Annotated in this window: 15 protein-coding genes; 7 read left to right on the top strand and 8 right to left on the bottom strand. The window is 68.3% G+C overall.

Translation table 11 applies throughout. The features are described from left to right. Nucleotides 1-27 precede the first annotated feature (27 nt). The 3 genes from IE136_RS04325 to IE136_RS04315 all read right to left on the bottom strand — a co-directional run bounded on the left by IE136_RS04325 (nucleotide 28) and on the right by IE136_RS04315 (nucleotide 3,187). On the bottom strand, nucleotides 28-1,287 hold the full coding sequence (locus IE136_RS04325; protein WP_158988570.1) for an MFS transporter: 1,260 nt from the start codon (nucleotides 1,285-1,287) through the stop codon (nucleotides 28-30). A 78-nt stretch (nucleotides 1,288-1,365) separates the two neighbouring features. After that, on the bottom strand, nucleotides 1,366-2,448 hold the full coding sequence (locus IE136_RS04320) for an inositol-3-phosphate synthase (RefSeq protein ID WP_158988571.1): 1,083 nt from the start codon (nucleotides 2,446-2,448) through the stop codon (nucleotides 1,366-1,368). Between the two features lie 49 nt (nucleotides 2,449-2,497). Then, on the bottom strand, nucleotides 2,498-3,187 hold the full coding sequence (locus tag IE136_RS04315; RefSeq protein ID WP_158988572.1) for a PadR family transcriptional regulator: 690 nt from the start codon (nucleotides 3,185-3,187) through the stop codon (nucleotides 2,498-2,500). Between the two features lie 369 nt (nucleotides 3,188-3,556). Here IE136_RS04315 and IE136_RS04310 point away from each other — a divergent pair, with 369 nt between their 5' ends. Next, nucleotides 3,557-6,292 (top strand): transglycosylase domain-containing protein, encoded by a 2,736-nt coding sequence (locus IE136_RS04310; protein WP_189599532.1) that lies wholly within the window; start codon nucleotides 3,557-3,559, stop codon nucleotides 6,290-6,292. A gap of 126 nt (nucleotides 6,293-6,418) precedes the next feature. After that, entirely contained in the window at nucleotides 6,419-7,912 is a 1,494-nt protein-coding gene (locus IE136_RS04305; protein WP_189599530.1) for a glycosyltransferase family 87 protein, read from the top strand. 220 nt (nucleotides 7,913-8,132) lie between these two features. Here IE136_RS04305 and IE136_RS04300 read toward each other — a convergent pair whose 3' ends face one another. The 3 genes from IE136_RS04300 to IE136_RS04290 form a co-directional block, all read right to left on the bottom strand. Next, nucleotides 8,133-9,164 (bottom strand): alanine racemase, encoded by a 1,032-nt coding sequence (locus tag IE136_RS04300; RefSeq protein ID WP_158988575.1) that lies wholly within the window; start codon nucleotides 9,162-9,164, stop codon nucleotides 8,133-8,135. Nucleotides 9,165-9,261: 97 nt separating this feature from the next. Then, entirely contained in the window at nucleotides 9,262-10,380 is a 1,119-nt protein-coding gene (locus tag IE136_RS04295) for a lipid II:glycine glycyltransferase FemX (RefSeq protein WP_158988576.1), read from the bottom strand. 113 nt (nucleotides 10,381-10,493) lie between these two features. Continuing rightward, nucleotides 10,494-10,808 (bottom strand): hypothetical protein, encoded by a 315-nt coding sequence (locus IE136_RS04290; protein ID WP_158988577.1) that lies wholly within the window; start codon nucleotides 10,806-10,808, stop codon nucleotides 10,494-10,496. A gap of 283 nt (nucleotides 10,809-11,091) precedes the next feature. On the opposite strand from IE136_RS04290, the gene rpsF reads away from it, so the two are divergent. The 4 genes from rpsF (at nucleotide 11,092) to rplI (ending at nucleotide 12,801) form a co-directional block, all read left to right on the top strand. Then, entirely contained in the window at nucleotides 11,092-11,382 is a 291-nt protein-coding gene (gene rpsF / locus IE136_RS04285) for a 30S ribosomal protein S6 (RefSeq protein ID WP_004950685.1), read from the top strand. Between the two features lie 74 nt (nucleotides 11,383-11,456). Further along, complete coding sequence (locus IE136_RS04280; RefSeq protein WP_158988578.1) at nucleotides 11,457-12,041, top strand: single-stranded DNA-binding protein; 585 nt, start codon at nucleotides 11,457-11,459, stop codon at nucleotides 12,039-12,041. Nucleotides 12,042-12,099: 58 nt separating this feature from the next. Continuing rightward, entirely contained in the window at nucleotides 12,100-12,336 is a 237-nt protein-coding gene (gene rpsR / locus IE136_RS04275) for a 30S ribosomal protein S18 (RefSeq protein WP_005315025.1), read from the top strand. Nucleotides 12,337-12,354: 18 nt separating this feature from the next. Next, nucleotides 12,355-12,801: a 50S ribosomal protein L9 gene (gene rplI, locus IE136_RS04270; protein WP_158988579.1), complete on the top strand. Its 447-nt coding sequence runs from the start codon at nucleotides 12,355-12,357 to the stop codon at nucleotides 12,799-12,801. Between the two features lie 72 nt (nucleotides 12,802-12,873). Here the strand turns inward: rplI and IE136_RS04265 are convergent, their stop codons facing one another. Further along, the gene (locus IE136_RS04265) at nucleotides 12,874-14,211 is read right to left on the bottom strand and encodes an MATE family efflux transporter (RefSeq protein WP_158988580.1); all 1,338 of its coding nucleotides are present in this window, start codon (nucleotides 14,209-14,211) and stop codon (nucleotides 12,874-12,876) included. 427 nt (nucleotides 14,212-14,638) lie between these two features. Here IE136_RS04265 and dnaB point away from each other — a divergent pair, with 427 nt between their 5' ends. After that, a complete protein-coding gene (gene dnaB / locus IE136_RS04260; protein ID WP_158988581.1) occupies nucleotides 14,639-16,126 on the top strand; it encodes a replicative DNA helicase in 1,488 nt (495 codons plus the stop codon). A gap of 10 nt (nucleotides 16,127-16,136) precedes the next feature. Here dnaB and IE136_RS04255 read toward each other — a convergent pair whose 3' ends face one another. Beyond that, entirely contained in the window at nucleotides 16,137-16,862 is a 726-nt protein-coding gene (locus IE136_RS04255) for a dienelactone hydrolase family protein (RefSeq protein ID WP_189599528.1), read from the bottom strand. Nucleotides 16,863-17,015: the final 153 nt, after the last annotated feature.

Below are 17,015 nucleotides of genomic sequence, written 5' to 3'. Positions count from 1 at the left end.
GAGAGGGGTGACGTTTCACGTGAAACATCACCCCTCGTCTCGTGAACGGGACAGCGCGAACGAGACCGAGGCGTAGAGGACGGCGACCATCACGACGAGGGGGACGGAGCGGCCGTCCGGTGGCAGCATCAACGCCGCCACCCCGGCCGCGCCGACGAAAGCGACGTTGAAGAGCACGTCGTAGAGCGAGAAGATCCGGCCCCGGTAGGCGTCGTCCACCGACGTCTGGACCACCGTGTCCGTCGCGATCTTCGAGCCCTGGGTGATGAGCCCGAGCATGAACGCGGCGACCAAGAGGGGGGTCTCTGTGAAGGAGAGTGTCAGGGTGACCTCCAGAACAGCGGCCGCTCCCGCGCACAAGGCCATCCAGCGGAGAGGGCCGAACCTGCCGATCGTCCAGGGCGAGATCACGGCGGCCGTGAAGAAGCCGGCTCCCGAGACTCCGACGGCTAGGCCCAGCAATGCCAGCCCTTCCGACTCCGTGGAACTCCACGCATAGCGGCAGAGCATCAGCACGGTCACCGTGAGGGCTCCGTAGCAGAAGCGCATCAGTGTCATGGCGGCCAGTGCGCGGGCGGCGGGCCGCCGCTCGGCCAGGTGGCCCAGCCCCTCCCTGAGGCCGTGAGCCGTCGAGGTCAGTGCGGCGCTCAGTCGCGGCTGCACCATGCCGGGATCCGGGCCGAGAAGCTCCCGGGACATCCGCAAGGAGGCAAGGGCGGAGCAGAGATAGAGGAGAGCACCCAGCACGACCACCGCGGCGTCGGAGTCGGCGGAGAGCAGCCGTACTCCGAAGGCGAGGCCACCGCCCACGGTCGCGGCCAGGGTGCCGGCGGTCGGCGAGAGGGAGTTCGCCACGACCAGCCGCTCGGCGTCGACGACCCGGGGCAGGGAGGCGGAGAGGCCGGCGAGGACGAAGCGGTTGACGGCCGTGACGGAGAGGGCCGACACGTAGAACAGCCAGTCCGGGACGGAGGCCAGCATCAGGGCCGCTGTGCCGCAGGCAAGGAGTGCCCGCAGGAGGTTTCCGTAGAAGAAGACCTGGCGCCGCTGCCAGCGGTCCAGGAGAACGCCGGCGAAGGGGCCGACGAGCGAGTACGGGAGCAGCAGCACCGCCATGGCGGACGCGATGGCCGCAGGTGAGGTCTGCTTCTCGGGGGAGAAGACGACGTACGTGGCCAGTGCCACCTGATAGGCCCCGTCGGCGCACTGCGAGAGCAGGCGGACGGCGAGCAGGCGGCGGAAGTTCGTCAGGCGCAGGAGTACGCGCAGATCACGTACGACAGGCATGGCAGCAAGACTCACATACGAAGAGGGCCCCCGGGCGACAGACCGGGGACCCTCCATCGACGAGCCGGATCAGGCGCCTTAGCGCTCGACCTCACCCTTGATGAACTTCTCGACGTTGGCGTAGGCCTCGTCGTCGAAGTACTGCACCGGCGGGGACTTCATGAAGTACGAGGACGCGGAGAGGATCGGGCCACCGATGCCGCGGTCCTTGGCGATCTTCGCGGCGCGCAGGGCGTCGATGATGACACCGGCCGAGTTCGGGGAGTCCCACACCTCGAGCTTGTACTCGAGGTTCAGCGGAACGTCACCGAAGGCGCGACCCTCGAGGCGGACGTAGGCCCACTTGCGGTCGTCCAGCCAGGCCACGTAGTCCGACGGACCGATGTGGACGTTCTTCTCGCCCATGTCGCGGTCGGGGATCTGCGAGGTGACGGCCTGGGTCTTCGAGATCTTCTTCGACTCGAGGCGGTCACGCTCGAGCATGTTCTTGAAGTCCATGTTGCCGCCGACGTTGAGCTGCATGGTGCGCTCAAGACGGACGCCGCGGTCCTCGAACAGCTTCGCCATCACGCGGTGCGTGATGGTGGCGCCGACCTGGGACTTGATGTCGTCACCGACGATCGGGACACCGGCCTCGGTGAACTTGTCCGCCCACTCCTTGGTGCCGGCGATGAAGACCGGGAGAGCGTTGACGAACGCGACCTTGGCGTCGATGGCGCACTGCGCGTAGAACTTCGCGGCGTCCTCGGAGCCCACGGGCAGGTAGCAGACGAGCACGTCGACCTGCTTGTCCTTGAGGACCTGGACGACGTCGACCGGAGCCTCGGCGGACTCCTCGATGGTCATGCGGTAGTACTTGCCGAGCCCGTCGAGGGTGTGGCCACGCTGCACCGTGACGCCCTTGTTCGGGACGTCGCAGATCTTGATGGTGTTGTTCTCGCTGGCGCCGATCGCGTCCGAGAGGTCGAGGCCGACCTTCTTCGCATCGACGTCGAAGGCGGCGACGAACTCGACGTCACCGACGTGGTAGTCGCCGAACTGGACGTGCATCAGGCCGGGCACCTTGGACGCCGGGTCGGCGTCCTTGTAGTACTCGACGCCCTGCACCAGCGAGGCGGCGCAGTTGCCCACGCCGACGATGGCTACGCGAACCGAACCCATTTCCGGTTGCTCCCTGTGTGATCGTGGAATCCCTGCGAGATGCAGGGATTCACTTGGCGGTGTCGTCGGACGGATCCGGCCGGGTACTGCCCCCGTGCCGGGGCAGGCCGCCCGTTTCTCCAGAATCGTTGTCCTGCTGAGCGGCGCCCTCGGGGGCGTCGGGGCCGGATCGCTGATCCCGCCCCGCCCGCTCGCTCTCGATGAGCTCGTTCAGCCAGCGCACTTCGCGCTCCACGGACTCCATTCCGTGGCGCTGCAGCTCAAGCGTGTAGTCGTCGAGGCGCTCGCGCGTACGGGCCAGAGAGGCGCGCATCTTCTCCAGACGCTCCTCCAGCCGACTGCGGCGGCCTTCCAGTACCCGCATCCGCACCTCGCGCTCGGTCTGACCGAAGAAGGCGAAGCGGGCGGCAAAGTGTTCGTCCTCCCAGGCGTCCGGGCCGGTGTGGGAGAGGAGCTCCTCGAAGTGCTCCTTACCTTCCGCCGTCAACCGGTAGACGATCTTGGCGCGGCGCCCTGCGAGTGAAGCGGCGAGAGCGTCCTCGGGGGCGCTGCCCGGCTCCTCGATCAACCAGCCGCTCGCGACCAGCGTCTTGAGGCAGGGATAGAGGGTCCCATAGCTGAAGGCCCGGAAGATCCCCAGCGAAGTGTTGAGCCGCTTCCGCAGCTCGTACCCGTGCATCGGGGCTTCGCGGAGGAGGCCGAGGACGGCGAACTCAAGGATTCCGGAGCGTCTGCTCATCCGTCGCCTCCTTCACCCTCGGGGTCCCTTATGCCGTACTGATGTATCGACTCGATACATCCTGACGATAGAACGGCCGTCCTCCTGCGACAAGCGAGACCACAGTGACCGGCGTCACATCGTCAATTCACAGCGATCGACTTGCCTGATTTGGGGTGAACTTCGTCCCTAGGTGGGTTTTGGCCGTGCGTAGTCTGTGCGGCATGCAGACCACCGGGAACCGAGCGACGCCGCGGAGCGTCAGTGCTGCGGGTGACCGGCTGCGGTACGGATGGGCCTTCCATGGGGCGCGTCCGTGCGCATTTCGGGGGGACCGGAACTCAACTGCCGCTTCCAGGCGTACGCGCCTGCCCGAGGAGTAGTCGTTCGATGAGCGAGCACCGTCGCAAGATGCCGCAGTCGCAGCCGCCGAGTGGCGGCCGCGCGGCGGCCAGGCGCGCCGCCCAGCAGCCCATGGGCCGCAGGTCGGCCGAGGCCCGGGATGTCAGTACGGGATCCCCTTCCTCCGGATACGGAGAGGAGCGACCCTACGGCGGTCGGGCGGAGGCCCGGCGTGCCGCCCAGCGGGGAGGCGGCCGCAGGCGCGCCCCCGACGGCGGTGCGGGAGGTCACGGCGGCCCCGGGGGTGGCCGTCGTGGTGGTGGCGGCGGACAGGGCGGGCCGGAGCGCGGCCGCGCTGGTGGCCGTCCGCCGGGCAGGAAGAGACTGATCGACTACCCGCGGTACGACAAGTACGGCTGGCGTCGCTGGATGCCGTCGTGGAAGCTCGTCACCGGGCTCTTCCTGGCGTTCTTCGGTGGTCTCATGGGCGCGGCGACGCTCGCGTACGCCTGGGTGGATGTCCCGAACGAGGATCTCGCAGCCAAGGCGCAGAACACCGTCTACTACTGGGCCGACGGCACGCAGATGGCGGCGACCGGTGGTGAGGTCAACCGCCAGATCGTCGGTATCGACAAGATTCCGCGGCACATGCAGGACGCGGTGGTGTCGGCGGAGAACAAGACCTTCTGGGACGACTCCGGCGTCGACCCGATGGGTATCGGCCGGGCCGTGTGGAACATGGCCAAGGGCGGGGAGACCCAGGGTGGCTCGACGATCACCCAGCAGTACGTGAAGAACAACCGGCTCGCCGATCAGTCGCAGACCCTGACCCGAAAGGTGAAGGAGCTCTTCATCTCGATACGGGTTGGCAGCGACCTGGAGAAGCGCGAGATCATGGCGGGCTACCTGAACACCGCGTACTACGGTCGCGGTGCCTACGGCATTCAGGCTGCGGCCCGTACGTACTTCGGGAAGGACTCCGACCAGCTCAATGTCAGCGAGTCCGCCTTCCTCGCCTCGCTCCTCAAGGGCGCGACCTACTACGACCCGGCCGGCTCGCCCGAGATCGACCCGAAGGCGACGGCCGAGGCGAACACGGAGCGCGCCACCCTGCGGTGGAAGTGGATCCTCGACGAGATGGTCAAGGATGGGCACCTCCCGCCGGCGGAGCGGGCGAAGTACCCGACGTTCCCCAAGGTGCAGCCTCCGAAGAAGAACGCCCAGCTGACCGGCCAGATCGGCTATCTGGTGAGCACGGCCAAGGCCAACTTCATCAACAACTCGGACATCAGCGAGCAGGACCTCGCCCAGGGCGGCTACCGCATCTACACGACCTTCGACAAGAAGAAGGTCACCGCGCTGGAGAACTCGGTCAAGAAGATCTACACCGAGTTCATCGACCCGAAGAAGCGGCCGAAGACGGACACCCACGTCCAGTTCGGCGGTGCCTCGGTCGACCCCAAGACGGGTGCGATCGTCGCCATCTACGGCGGCACCGACGCCACCAAGCACTTCACCAACAACGCCGACCAGACCGGTGCGCAGGTCGGATCGACCTTCAAGCCGTTCGTGCTGGCCGCGGCCATGGAGTACGGCGTACGGAACCCGCGGCTGGGCAAGGTCCAGGATTCGACGACCCGCAGGATCGTCGACCCCGACAAGAGCCGCTACTCCGGCAAGAACAAGCTGAAGATCAAGAACTACGACGGCACGATCTGGCGCGACGAGAAGGGTGAGGAGTGGGAGCAGGTCAATGACGACGACGCCAGCTACGGCCCCATGAGCCTGCGTGAAGCCATGATCCGCTCGGCGAACTCGCCCTACGTCCAGCTCGGTATGGACATCGGCATCGACAAGGTCCGTGAGACGGCCGTCAAGGCCGGCCTGCGGGAGAGCTCCTTGGTGAAGGCCAACGTGCCGTCTTTCTCCCTCGGTATCTCTGACCCGAGCGCGATCCGGATGGCCGGGGCCTACGCCACCTTCGCGAACAACGGTGAGCGGAACGAGCCGTACTCCGTGAAGAAGGTCGAGTCGAAGAAGGGGCTCGAATACGAGCACAAGGCGAAGGGAGAGAGGGCCTTCTCCACCGCCATCGCCAGCAACGTCACCGACGTCCTGCGGGACGTCGTCGAGAACCCGAAGGGCACCGGCCGGAAGGCCGCCATCCCGGGTCGCGACGTGGCCGGCAAGACCGGTACGACCGACGGCAACAACTCCGCCTGGTTCGTGGGCTACACCCCGCAGCTCTCGACGGCGATCGACATGTACCGCTTCGACGACAACGCGAACAACACGAAGCGCAAGTTCGAGTCCATGTTCGGCACGGGCGCCCAGCCCAAGATCCACGGCTCGTCGTTCCCCTCGCGGATCTGGAACGACTACATGACCGACGCGCTCGAGGGCACGAAGGTGGAGTCCTTCCCGGAGCCGGAGGAGCTGGACGCCGAGGAGGTCTGGGGCGGCGGTATCACCAGCCCGACGCCGACCCCCTCGCCGACTCCCTCCCAGACCCCGTCCGCCACCCCGTCGCAGACCCCGTCCTCGACGCCCAGCAAGACGCCGGACCCGAGCAAGACCTGCGATGTGTGGAACTGGCCGTGCGACAACAACAGCAACGGCGGCCAGGACGGCGGCGCCAACTCCGGTAACGACAACGGGGGGACGTCCGACGGCGGTGTGACCGGTACCCCGACGGCACCCACACCGACCGGCACGGACGACAGCAGCAGCAGTAGCGGTGGCAAACCCAACGGGGGAACCACCGGCTGGCTGGACGGAGGCTGATCCGTCCGCCGGGCGACGCCGCCCGGTACGGCTCTGAGGGCCGCCTTGTCCGGCACGTACATCCAGGTACGTGCCGGGCGCGGCGGCCCTCACCGTTTCCCGGGGACGTACGGCAGGATGTCCCCCATGCCGAGCCTCCAGAAGACGAGTCCGCCTCAGTGCCGGCCGCAGGCCTCGCCGGTGGTGTGCCCCACCCACCGGGACGAGGTCGCCGCGGCGGGCAGCGAACTGATCGGCGGGCCGTTCGGCCGCCGGGCGCTGATCGGCGGCAGCGCTCTCACCCCGGCGCGGGTGATCGCGCTGGTGGTCATCGGGATGTTTGCGCTCGGCATGGTGCAGAAGATCCCCTGTTACGACTGGGCGTGGTTCCGGGGCACCACCTCCCAGTACACACACGCCTGCTACTCCGACATTCCGCATCTCTTCGTCGGGCGCGGGTTCGCCGAGGGCCTGGTCCCGTACTTCGACCGTCTCGGCGGCGACATAGAGTTTCTCGAGTACCCGGTCCTGACCGGGCTGTTCATGCAGCTCGCGGCCTGGCTCACGCCCGGCGGCGGGGACATGATGCACCGCGAGCAGACGTACTGGATGATCAACGCGGGCATGCTGATGGTGTGCGCCGCCGTCATGGCCGTCTGTGTGGCCCGCACCCACCGCCGTCGGCCGTGGGACGGTCTCCTCGTCGCGCTGGCGCCGGCCTTCGCGCTCACCGCCACGGTCAACTGGGACCTCCTCGCCGTCGCGCTGACCGCGGCCGCCGTGCTGATGTGGTCACGCGGCCGGTTCCTCGCCTTCGGCATCCTGATCGGCCTCGCGACCGCGGCCAAGTTCTATCCGCTCCTGCTCCTGGGCCCCTTGCTGCTGCTGTGCTGGCGGGCCTGGAAGTGGCGGGAGTACTTTGTGGCGCTGCTCGGCGCGGGCGGGGCGTGGCTCGCGGTGAACCTTCCGGTCATGCTGCTCGCGCCCGAGGGGTGGAAGCAGTTCTACCTCTTCAGCACGGAACGGAACATCGACTTCGGCTCGGTCTGGCTGCTGATCAGCCAGCGCACCGGCGTGTCGATCCCGCCCGGCACGGCGAACACCTTCGCCGTCCTGCTGATGCTGCTGGCCTGCGCCGGGATAGCGGTCCTCACGCTGACGGCGCCCCGCCGGCCCCGTTTCGTCCAGCTCGCCTTCCTCGTCGTGGCCGCGTTCGTCCTGACCAACAAGGTGTACTCGCCGCAGTACGTGCTCTGGCTGATCCCGCTCGCCGCGCTGGCCAGGCCGCGCTGGCGGGACTTCCTCATCTGGCAGGCGTGCGAGGTCATGTACTTCCTGGGCATCTGGATGTACCTGGCCTTCACCACCAGCGGCAACAAGCAGGGCCTGCCGACGGACGGCTACCACTTCGTCGTCGTCCTGCACGTGCTGGGGACGCTGTACCTGTGCGCGGTGGTCGTACGCGACATCCTGGCCCCCGAGCGGGACGTGGTGCGCCAGGACGGCTCGGACGACCCCTCAGGAGGCGTCCTGGACGGCGCGGAGGACGTCTTCGTCGTGGGCGCGGCCGCACATCCCGCGCGGCACGCCGCAGCGGTCGTGGAGGGCCCGCGGGTGGAGTGGGGCGTCCCGCGGGGCTAGGCCGAGTCCGTGAAGTCGCGCCTGGCCCGCGACGTCTGGCACGTACGCTCGCCGCGTTGTCGGGATCACCCGAGTGCGCCCGGTACGAGGGGGCCCTCCGCCTTGCGATCGCACGCACCAGGCGCCGCGGGGCCCTGTCCTGCGGGCAGACGGCGCTATTTTCCGGACACGACCTTAGAGGTGTCTCGCCGGCCTTGCCGGGCGCGAGGCGCCCGGCCGGTCAGCGCTCGACGAGCCGGTCGAACTGGGTCGTGGTGTGGCGCAGATGGGCCACCAGCTCGTCGCCGACCTTCGGCTCCTGGGCATCGGCCGGGACGAACAGGATCGACACCTGCATGTGCGGCGGCTCGGCGAACCAGCGCTGCTTGCCGGCCCAGACGAACGGGGAGAGGTTCCGGTTGACGGTCGCGAGACCGGCGCGGGCCACGCCCTTGGCGCGCGGCATCACGCCGTGCATCGCCTTGGGAGCCTCCAGGCCCACGCCGTGCGACGTGCCGCCGGCGACGACCACCAGCCAGCCATCGGAGGCGGCCTTCTGCTGGCGGTAGCCGAAGCGGTCGCCCTTGGCGACGCGGGTGACGTCCAGGACGGCTCCCCGGTACTCGGTCGCCTCGTGGTCGCCCAGCCACAGCCGGGTGCCGATGCGGGCGCGGAACCGGGTCTGCGGGAACTGCTGCTGGAGGCGGGCCTGCTCCTCGGAGCGCAGATGGCTCACGAACATCGTGTGCAGCGGCAGCCTGGCGGCGCGCAGCCGGTCCATCCAGCCGATGACCTCCTCGACCGCGTCCGTGCCGTCCGTGCGGTCGAGGGGCAGGTGCAGGGCGAAGCCCTCGAGGCGTACGTCCTCGATGGCGGCGTGCAGCCGGCCCAGGTCCTCCTCGAGGATGCCATGGCGCTTCATCGAGCTCATGCACTCGATGACCACGCGGGCGCCCACCAGGGCGTGCACCCCGTCCACGGAGGAGACGGAACGGATCACCCGGTCCGGCAGCGGCACCGGCTCCTCGCCCCGCCGGAACGGGGTGAGGACGAGCAGATCGCCGCCGAACCAGTCCTTGATCTTCGCGGCCTCGTACGTGGTGCCGACGGCGAGCATGTCCGAGCCGAACCGTGCCGCCTCGTCCGCCAGGCGCTCATGGCCGAACCCGTAGCCATTGCCCTTGCAGACCGGGATGAGACCGGGGAACTGGTCGATCACGGTCTTCTGGTGCGCCCGCCAGCGAGCGGTGTCGACGTAGAGGGAGAGCGCCATGGCCGGCCCGGAACCTTTCTGGTGGCTGCGGTGTGTCAAAGGTATGTACGACACCAACGAGATTACGTACGAGACTACGCAACCGTCGGCGGGACCGTCAGCGGCGCGACATGTAGATGTCCAGCGCCTTGTGCAGGAGCTTGTTGAGCGGGAAGTCCCACTCGCCGACGTACTCCACCGCCTCGCCGCCCGTGCCCACCTTGAACTGGATCAGTCCGAAGAGGTGGTCGGTCTCGTCGAGCGAGTCCGAGATGCCTCGCAGGTCGTAGACCGTGGCGCCCATCGCGTAGGCGTCGCGCAGCATCCGCCACTGCATCGCGTTCGAGGGCCGGACCTCGCGGCCGATGTTGTCGGAGGCTCCGTAGGAGTACCAGACGTGTCCGCCGACCACGAGCATGGTGGCCGCGGAGAGGTTCACCCCGTTGTGGCGTGCGAAGTACAGCCGCATGCGGTTGGGGTCCTCGTTGTTGAGGACGGTCCACATGCGCTGGAAGTACGAGAGCGGACGTGGCCGGAAGTGGTCGCGGACGGCCGTGATCTCGTACAGGCGCTGCCACTCGGCGAGGTCCTCGTAGCCGCCCTGGACGACCTCGACACCGGCCTTCTCGGCCTTCTTGATGTTCCGGCGCCACAGCTGGTTGAAGCCCTTGAGGACGTCGTCCAGCGAGCGGTTCGCGAGCGGCACCTGGAAGACGTAGCGGGGCTGGACGTCGCCGAAGCCGGCGCCGCCGTCCTCGCCCTGCTGCCAGCCCATCTTCCGCAGACGGTCGGCGACTTCGAAGGCGCGCGGCTCGATGTGCGTGGCCTCGACGTCCTTCAGGCGCTTCACGTCCGGGTCCTGGATACCGGACTTGATGGCGGCCGAGTCCCACCGGCGGATGACCACGGGCGGGCCCATCTTCACGGAGAAGGCGCCCTGCTGCTTGAGATGCGCGAGCATCGGCTGCAGCCATTCGTCGAGGTTGGGGGCGTACCAGTTGATGACCGGGCCCTCGGGGAGGTAGGCCAGGTAGCGCTTGATCTTCGGCAGTTGGCGATAGAGCACGAGGCCCGCGCCGACCAGTTCGCCGGACTTGTCGAACCAACCCAGGTTCTCCGAGCGCCACTCGGTCTTCACGTCAGCCCACGCCGGGACCTGGCAGTGGCTCGCCGAGGACAGGCTCTGGATGTACGCCAGATGCTGTTCTCGGCTGATGGTCCTCAGGGTCAGGCTCATGCGGGGCGCTCCTCGGCAGGTGTGTCCCCATCGGTTCAGGGGCTCCGGCTCTCGCGCCGAAGCCTACTGCGACCGAGGAGCGCCTCGATGGGCCTGTGGCCCTTGGCTCGCGGCTAGCCGATCACGCCGCCGAAGAGACCGCCGTGGGCCATGCCGAGGAAGAAGCCCACCGCGGCGGCGCCGAGGCCGACGATCAGAGCGAAGCGTTCCCTGGTCGTGACGGAGATGAACTGGCCGTAGGCGCCCGTGATGATCCCGATGAGGCCCGCCCAGGAGCTGAGCAGGTGCAGGTCGTGGAACATCGCGGTGATGAAGGCGAGGGCGCCCAGGACGAGTGTCACACCGACCAGCGTGTCCTGGAGCGGGTGGGGCTTGCCGTCGGTCGCGAGAAGGGAATGTCCGGGGTCGTGTCGCATTGCCTGTGCCATGGGGCACCTCCTGGCGTGGCTGCCGGAAGGCGGCGCATCCTGGCGCCGCCGACATCCGTTGTGTACAGATTGCGTCCCCCCACCACCGGATTTCAACCGGAAGCCGGTGTGCGGGTACTCTGTACGGTCTGCACCGGTGTCTGCCCAGGTCCGTCCCGGACCGACCGTGCTCCTCGCTCGTCGAGGGGGACTGTCAGTGGCGGCGGATACCGTTGTCTACGCATCACGACCCTCCTGCCACGGAACGACCGTGGCCGCTGAGTCCAAAGGAGGTGGGTTCCACATGCGTCACTACGAGGTGATGGTCATCCTCGACCCCGATCTCGAGGAGCGCGCTGTCTCCCCGCTGATCGAGAACTTCCTCTCCGTCGTCCGTGAGGGCAACGGAAAGGTGGAGAAGGTCGACACCTGGGGCCGTCGTCGTCTCGCCTACGAGATCAAGAAGAAGCCCGAGGGCATCTACTCGGTCATCGACCTGCAGGCCGAGCCTGCGGTCGTCAAGGAGCTCGACCGCCAGATGAACCTGAACGAGTCGGTCCTCCGGACCAAGGTCCTCCGCCCCGAGACCCACTGAGCACCTAGCTCAGAGGTCATCGGGTTCGAGTAGCAGTAAGCAGCCAGAAGCAATCCCGCCGAGAGGTTCACCCAATGGCAGGCGAGACCGTCATCACGGTCGTCGGCAATCTTGTCGACGACCCCGAGCTGCGCTTCACCCCGTCCGGTGCGGCGGTCGCGAAGTTCCGTATCGCGTCCACCCCCCGCACCTTCGACCGTCAGACCAATGAGTGGAAGGACGGCGAGAGCCTGTTCCTGACCTGCTCGGTCTGGCGTCAGGCGGCGGAGAACGTCGCCGAGTCGCTTCAGCGAGGCATGCGCGTCGTCGTGCAGGGCCGCCTGAAGCAGCGGTCGTACGAGGACCGCGAGGGCGTCAAGCGCACGGTCTACGAGCTGGACGTCGAGGAAGTCGGCCCCAGCCTCAAGAACGCCACGGCCAAGGTCACCAAGACCACCGGTCGCGGTGGCCAGGGTGGCTACGGCGGCGGCCAGCAGGGCGGCGACAGCTGGGGCGGAAGCTCCGGTGGTCCCCAGCAGGGTGGTGGCGGTGCTCCCGCCAACGACCCGTGGGCGACCAGTGCGCCGGCCGGCGGTCAGCCGCAGCAGGGTGGCGGAGGCGGTGGCGGCTGGGGCGGAAGCTCCAGCGGCGGCGGCTACTCGGACGAGCCCCCCTTCTAGGGCACTCCCCTGGAAGGCAGCTCGTACCCCCACTTCTTGATCACACAGGAGAAACACCATGGCGAAGCCGCCTGTGCGCAAGCCTAAGAAGAAGGTCTGCGCGTTCTGCAAGGACAAGACCGCGTACGTGGACTACAAGGACACGAACATGCTGCGGAAGTTCATTTCCGACCGCGGCAAGATCCGTGCCCGCCGCGTGACCGGCAACTGCACGCAGCACCAGCGTGACGTCGCCACGGCCGTGAAGAACAGCCGTGAGATGGCGCTGCTGCCCTACACGTCCACCGCGCGATAAGGGAAGGGTGACCGAAAAATGAAGATCATCCTGACCCACGAGGTCTCTGGCCTCGGTGCCGCCGGCGATGTCGTCGACGTCAAGGACGGTTACGCTCGCAACTACCTGGTCCCGCGTGGTTTCGCGATCCGCTGGACCAAGGGTGGCGAGAAGGACGTGGCGCAGATCCGCCGCGCCCGCAAGATCCACGAGATCGCGACCATCGAGCAGGCCAACGAGATCAAGGCCCGGCTCGAGGGCGTGAAGGTGCGTCTGGCTGTTCGCTCCGGCGACGCCGGCCGCCTCTTCGGCTCCGTGACCCCGGCCGACATCGCCACGGCGATCAAGTCCGCGGGTGGCCCCGACGTCGACAAGCGTCGCGTCGAGCTCGGCTCGCCGATCAAGACCCTGGGCTCGCACCAGGTGTCCGTGCGTCTGCACCCCGAGGTTGCCGCGAAGCTCGGCGTCGAGGTCGTCGCCGCGTAACGCTGCTCTCAGCAGTACGGAAGGGCCGCACCCCTCGAGGGTGCGGCCCTTCCGCCGTTTCACGTGAAACGTTCATCGGGTGGCTCCCGTGACGAGCCATCGTCCCGAGCGCGAGCGCAGCCAGAGAGTAAGCATCCGGACCGTCATCATCAGCGTCATCGCCCACCACAGCGCGGTCAGGCCTCCTCCCAGGGCGGGGACCAGGAGGGCCACCGGGGCGAAGGCGACGAGCGTCAGCAGCATGGCCCAAGCCAGGTAGGGGCCGTCCCCGGCACCCATCAGGACGCCGTCCAGGACGAAGACCACCCCGGCGATCGGCTGGGTGACCGCGACGACGAGCAGGGCCGGGAGCAGGGTGTCCTGGACCGTGGTGTCGCCGGTGAAGAGCGGGATGAACAGCGGGCGGGCGAGCACGATGAGCGCGCCGAGCACCACGCCTGAGACGGCGCCCCACTGGACCATACGGCGGCAGACCTGACGGGCTCCTTCGGCGTCGTCGGCGCCGAGATATCGGCCGATGATGGCCTGCCCGGCGATGGCGATCGCGTCCAGGGCGAACGCCATGAGACTCCACAGGGACAGGATGATCTGGTGGGCGGCGACCTCTGCGTCCCCGAGCCGGGCCGCGACGGCGGTGGCGATCATCAGGACCGCGCGCAGGGAGAGCGTACGGACCAGCAGAGGGACGCCCGCCTGCGCGCAGGCGCGTATGCCGGCCGCGTCCGGACGCAGGGAGGCGCCGTGGCGGCGGGCGCCCCGGACGACCACGACGAGGTAGGCCACCGCCATGCCGCACTGGGCGAGCACGGTTCCCCAGGCGGAGCCGGCGATTCCGAGACCGGCGCCGTAGACCAGTCCCACGTTGAGGCCGGCGTTCGCGGCGAAGCCGGCGATGGCAACGTAGAGCGGCGTGCGGGTGTCCTGGAGGCCGCGCAGCACGCCGGTGGCCGCCAGGACGACGAGCATGGCGGGGATGCCGAGGCTGGAGATGCGCAGATAGGTGATGGCGTACGGAGCGGCGGTGTCGGACGCGCCGAAGACGTCCACGAGCCACGGGGCCGTGGGAAGGGTGAGCGTGACGACGGCTCCGCCCAGGAGGAGGGCGAGCCAGATGCCGTCCATCCCCTGCCGGATGGCGGCCTGGAGGTCACCCGCCCCCACCCTGCGGGCGACGGCTGCCGTGGTGGCGTAGGCGAGGAAGACGAAGACGCTCACGGCGGTGGCCAGGAGGGCCGCGGCGATGGCGAGACCTGCGAGCTGCGGGGTGCCGAGATGGCCGACAATGGCGCTGTCGACCATGAGGAAGAGCGGCTCGGCGACGAGCGCGCCGAAGGCCGGGACGGCGAGCGAGATGATCTCTCGGTCGTGCTGTCGGCGGACGGCCTTGGGGGGCGCGGGTGCCTGGGTCATGGGCTCAAATCTAATCTTCCACAGGTAAGAGATGCAATGCCGCTGGAGCCCTTACGAATCCTTGGTGCGGAGCTTCGGGTGTGCGCCGTTTGTTCTGATCTTGATCTGGGGGGAGAAGTTTTTCTCTCCCACAGCCCGTGGACGGAAGAAGGCCAGGTCAGAGCGGTGAAGGCGGGGCAGCTATGAGTTTGTCCACATGACTGTCCCCCGGTCCGTGCACAGGTTCTGCAGGGTTCTCCACAGCATCTGGTCCTTCACCCACAGGCCCTGTGGATAACCAGATTGGCTGACGGTGCCCGCGGGCCTACCGTGGTCCGGCGCCCGACGCGCCAGAAGCGGAGTCAAAGCCTCTTGTTTGTCCGAGCCGTGGCGTAAGAAATGAGTGGCACGGCTAGGTCCGCCGGAGCGGACGGGAGGAGGTGGCTTGATGAGCATTCCCGAGCCCTTGGACGACCCCTGGGCGGACAGCGGACCGAGCGACCGGCTGCCGGTCGCCCGCCCCCGCAGCGAGGGCCGGGGACGTGGCCGGGGCCGTGACGACCAGCACGACCGCGGGAGCGATAGCGGCCCCTGGGACGGCGGCCTGTCCGGCTTCGAGCGGGTTCCGCCGCAGGACCTCGACGCCGAGCAGTCGGTCCTGGGCGGCATGCTGCTCTCCAAGGACGCCATTGCGGACGTCGTGGAGATCATCAAGGGCCACGACTTCTACAAGCCCGCCCACGAGACGGTCTACGCGGCCATTCTCGACCTGTACGCCAAGGGCGAGCCGGCCGACCCGATCACGGTCGGCGCCGAACTCACCAAGCGCGGCGAGATCACCCGTGTCGGCGGTGCCTCGTATCTGCACACCCTCGTGCAGTCGGTGCCGACCGCGGCCAACGCCTCCTACTACGCGGAGATCGTTCACGAGCGCGCCGTGCTGCGCCGTCTCGTGGAGGCCGGCACGAAGATCACGCAGATGGGATACGCGGCCGACGGAGACGTCGACGAGATCGTGAATTCGGCCCAGGCCGAGATCTACGCGGTCACCGAGCAGCGCACCACCGAGGACTACCTGCCGCTCGGCGACATCATGGAGGGCGCGCTCGACGAGATCGAGGCGATCGGCTCCCGCAGCGGCGAGATGACGGGTGTGCCCACGGGGTTCACCGACCTCGACCAGCTGACCAACGGTCTGCACCCGGGCCAGATGATCATCATCGCGGCCCGTCCCGCCATGGGTAAGTCGACGCTCGCGCTCGATTTCGCCAGGGCCTGCTCCATCAAGCACAACCTGCCCAGCGTCATCTTCTCCCTCGAAATGGGCCGCAACGAGATCGCGATGCGACTGCTCTCCGCCGAGGCCCGGGTGGCGCTGCACCACATGCGTTCCGGCACCATGACCGACGAGGACTGGACCCGGCTGGCGCGCCGCATGCCCGATGTCTCACAGGCGCCGCTGTACATCGACGACTCCCCCAACCTCTCGATGATGGAGATCCGCGCCAAGTGCCGCCGCCTCAAGCAGCGTGCCGGCCTCAAGCTCGTCGTCATCGACTATCTGCAGCTGATGCAGTCCGGCGGCTCCAAGCGGGCCGAGAGCCGGCAGCAGGAAGTCTCGGACATGTCGCGAAACCTGAAGCTGCTGGCCAAGGAGCTCGAGCTGCCGGTGATCGCGCTCTCCCAGCTGAACCGTGGCCCCGAGCAGCGCACCGACAAGAAGCCGATGGTCTCCGACCTGCGTGAGTCCGGCTCGATCGAGCAGGACGCGGACATGGTGATCCTGCTGCACCGCGAGGACGCGTACGAGAAGGAGTCGCCCCGCGCGGGCGAGGCGGACATCATCGTGGGCAAGCACCGTAACGGCCCGACGGCGACGATCACGGTCGCCTTCCAGGGCCACTACTCGCGCTTCGTGGACATGGCGCAGACCTGACGCTCCAGTTTCACTCCGTCACCGGCAGGCACTCGGCGAGGAGGCCGACGATGTCGCGCCAGGCCCGCTGCGCGTGCTGCCGGTGGTAGCCGATGCCGGGGAGCACGGTCTGGTCGACCGGCGGGTGGTGGAAGGCGTGCAGGGCTCCGCCGTAGATGACGAGGCGCCAGTCGACGCCTGCGCCCTGCATCTCGGCGGCGAAGGCCTCCCGTTGCTCGGCAGGCATGATCGGGTCCTCCGATCCGACCCCGGCCCACACGGGGCAACGGATGCGTGCCGCCTCGCCCGGCCGGCCCGTGGTCAGTGCGTTGACCGTCCCGATCGCGCGCAGATCGACGCCGTCGCGGCCGAGTTCCAGCGCGATCGCGCCCCCTGTGCCGTAGCCGACAGCGGCGATCCGGTCGGGGTCGGTCCGCGGTTCGGCGCGCAGCACATCGAGTGCCGCGTGGCCGATACCCCGCATCCGGTCGGGGTCGGCGAGCAGGGGAGTCACACGCGCCAGCATCTCCTGGGGGTCGGTGTACCAGCGCCCGCCGTTGATGTCGAAGGCCAGCGCCACGTAGCCCAGTTCGGCGAGGGCGTCGGCCCGGCGGCGCTGGAAGTCGTTCAGGCCCGGCCCCTCGGGCCCGATCAGGACCGCGGGCCGGCGGTCGGCACCGGCGGGGAGCGCGAGGTGCCCGATCATCGTGAGGCCGTCGGCCGGGTATTCGACCGTGCGCGTGGTGACCACTGTCATGGGACTGGACCGTAGTGCTTGTCGAGCCCGGCCGGACCGGTCTTCACCGTCGGCAGAACAGCGCGGGTGGGGGCCCGTGGGCGGGTACGGTGGAAGGCTCTGGCCCTGGCGGAACACAAATGGGGTCGACTCCGCAGTGGCGGCAGCGTTGGA

This window comes from Streptomyces lateritius, assembly GCF_014649715.1.
Classification (GTDB): domain Bacteria; phylum Actinomycetota; class Actinomycetes; order Streptomycetales; family Streptomycetaceae; genus Streptomyces; species Streptomyces lateritius.
This window is presented reverse-complemented; position numbering and strand designations above follow the sequence as displayed.

Excerpts from the sequence above, each read along its gene's own strand:
- IE136_RS04325 (WP_158988570.1), bottom strand. The coding sequence starts at position 1,287 with ATGCCTGTCGTACGTGATCTGCGCGTACTCCTGCGCCTGACGAACTTC.
- IE136_RS04320 (WP_158988571.1), bottom strand. The coding sequence starts at position 2,448 with ATGGGTTCGGTTCGCGTAGCCATCGTCGGCGTGGGCAACTGCGCCGCC.
- IE136_RS04315 (WP_158988572.1), bottom strand. The coding sequence starts at position 3,187 with ATGAGCAGACGCTCCGGAATCCTTGAGTTCGCCGTCCTCGGCCTCCTC.
- IE136_RS04310 (WP_189599532.1), top strand. The coding sequence starts at position 3,557 with ATGAGCGAGCACCGTCGCAAGATGCCGCAGTCGCAGCCGCCGAGTGGC.
- IE136_RS04305 (WP_189599530.1), top strand. The coding sequence starts at position 6,419 with ATGCCGAGCCTCCAGAAGACGAGTCCGCCTCAGTGCCGGCCGCAGGCC.
- IE136_RS04300 (WP_158988575.1), bottom strand. The coding sequence starts at position 9,164 with ATGGCGCTCTCCCTCTACGTCGACACCGCTCGCTGGCGGGCGCACCAG.
- IE136_RS04295 (WP_158988576.1), bottom strand. The coding sequence starts at position 10,380 with ATGAGCCTGACCCTGAGGACCATCAGCCGAGAACAGCATCTGGCGTAC.
- IE136_RS04290 (WP_158988577.1), bottom strand. The coding sequence starts at position 10,808 with ATGGCACAGGCAATGCGACACGACCCCGGACATTCCCTTCTCGCGACC.
- rpsF (WP_004950685.1), top strand. The coding sequence starts at position 11,092 with ATGCGTCACTACGAGGTGATGGTCATCCTCGACCCCGATCTCGAGGAG.
- IE136_RS04280 (WP_158988578.1), top strand. The coding sequence starts at position 11,457 with ATGGCAGGCGAGACCGTCATCACGGTCGTCGGCAATCTTGTCGACGAC.
- rpsR (WP_005315025.1), top strand. The coding sequence starts at position 12,100 with ATGGCGAAGCCGCCTGTGCGCAAGCCTAAGAAGAAGGTCTGCGCGTTC.
- rplI (WP_158988579.1), top strand. The coding sequence starts at position 12,355 with ATGAAGATCATCCTGACCCACGAGGTCTCTGGCCTCGGTGCCGCCGGC.
- IE136_RS04265 (WP_158988580.1), bottom strand. The coding sequence starts at position 14,211 with ATGACCCAGGCACCCGCGCCCCCCAAGGCCGTCCGCCGACAGCACGAC.
- dnaB (WP_158988581.1), top strand. The coding sequence starts at position 14,639 with ATGAGCATTCCCGAGCCCTTGGACGACCCCTGGGCGGACAGCGGACCG.
- IE136_RS04255 (WP_189599528.1), bottom strand. The coding sequence starts at position 16,862 with ATGACAGTGGTCACCACGCGCACGGTCGAATACCCGGCCGACGGCCTC.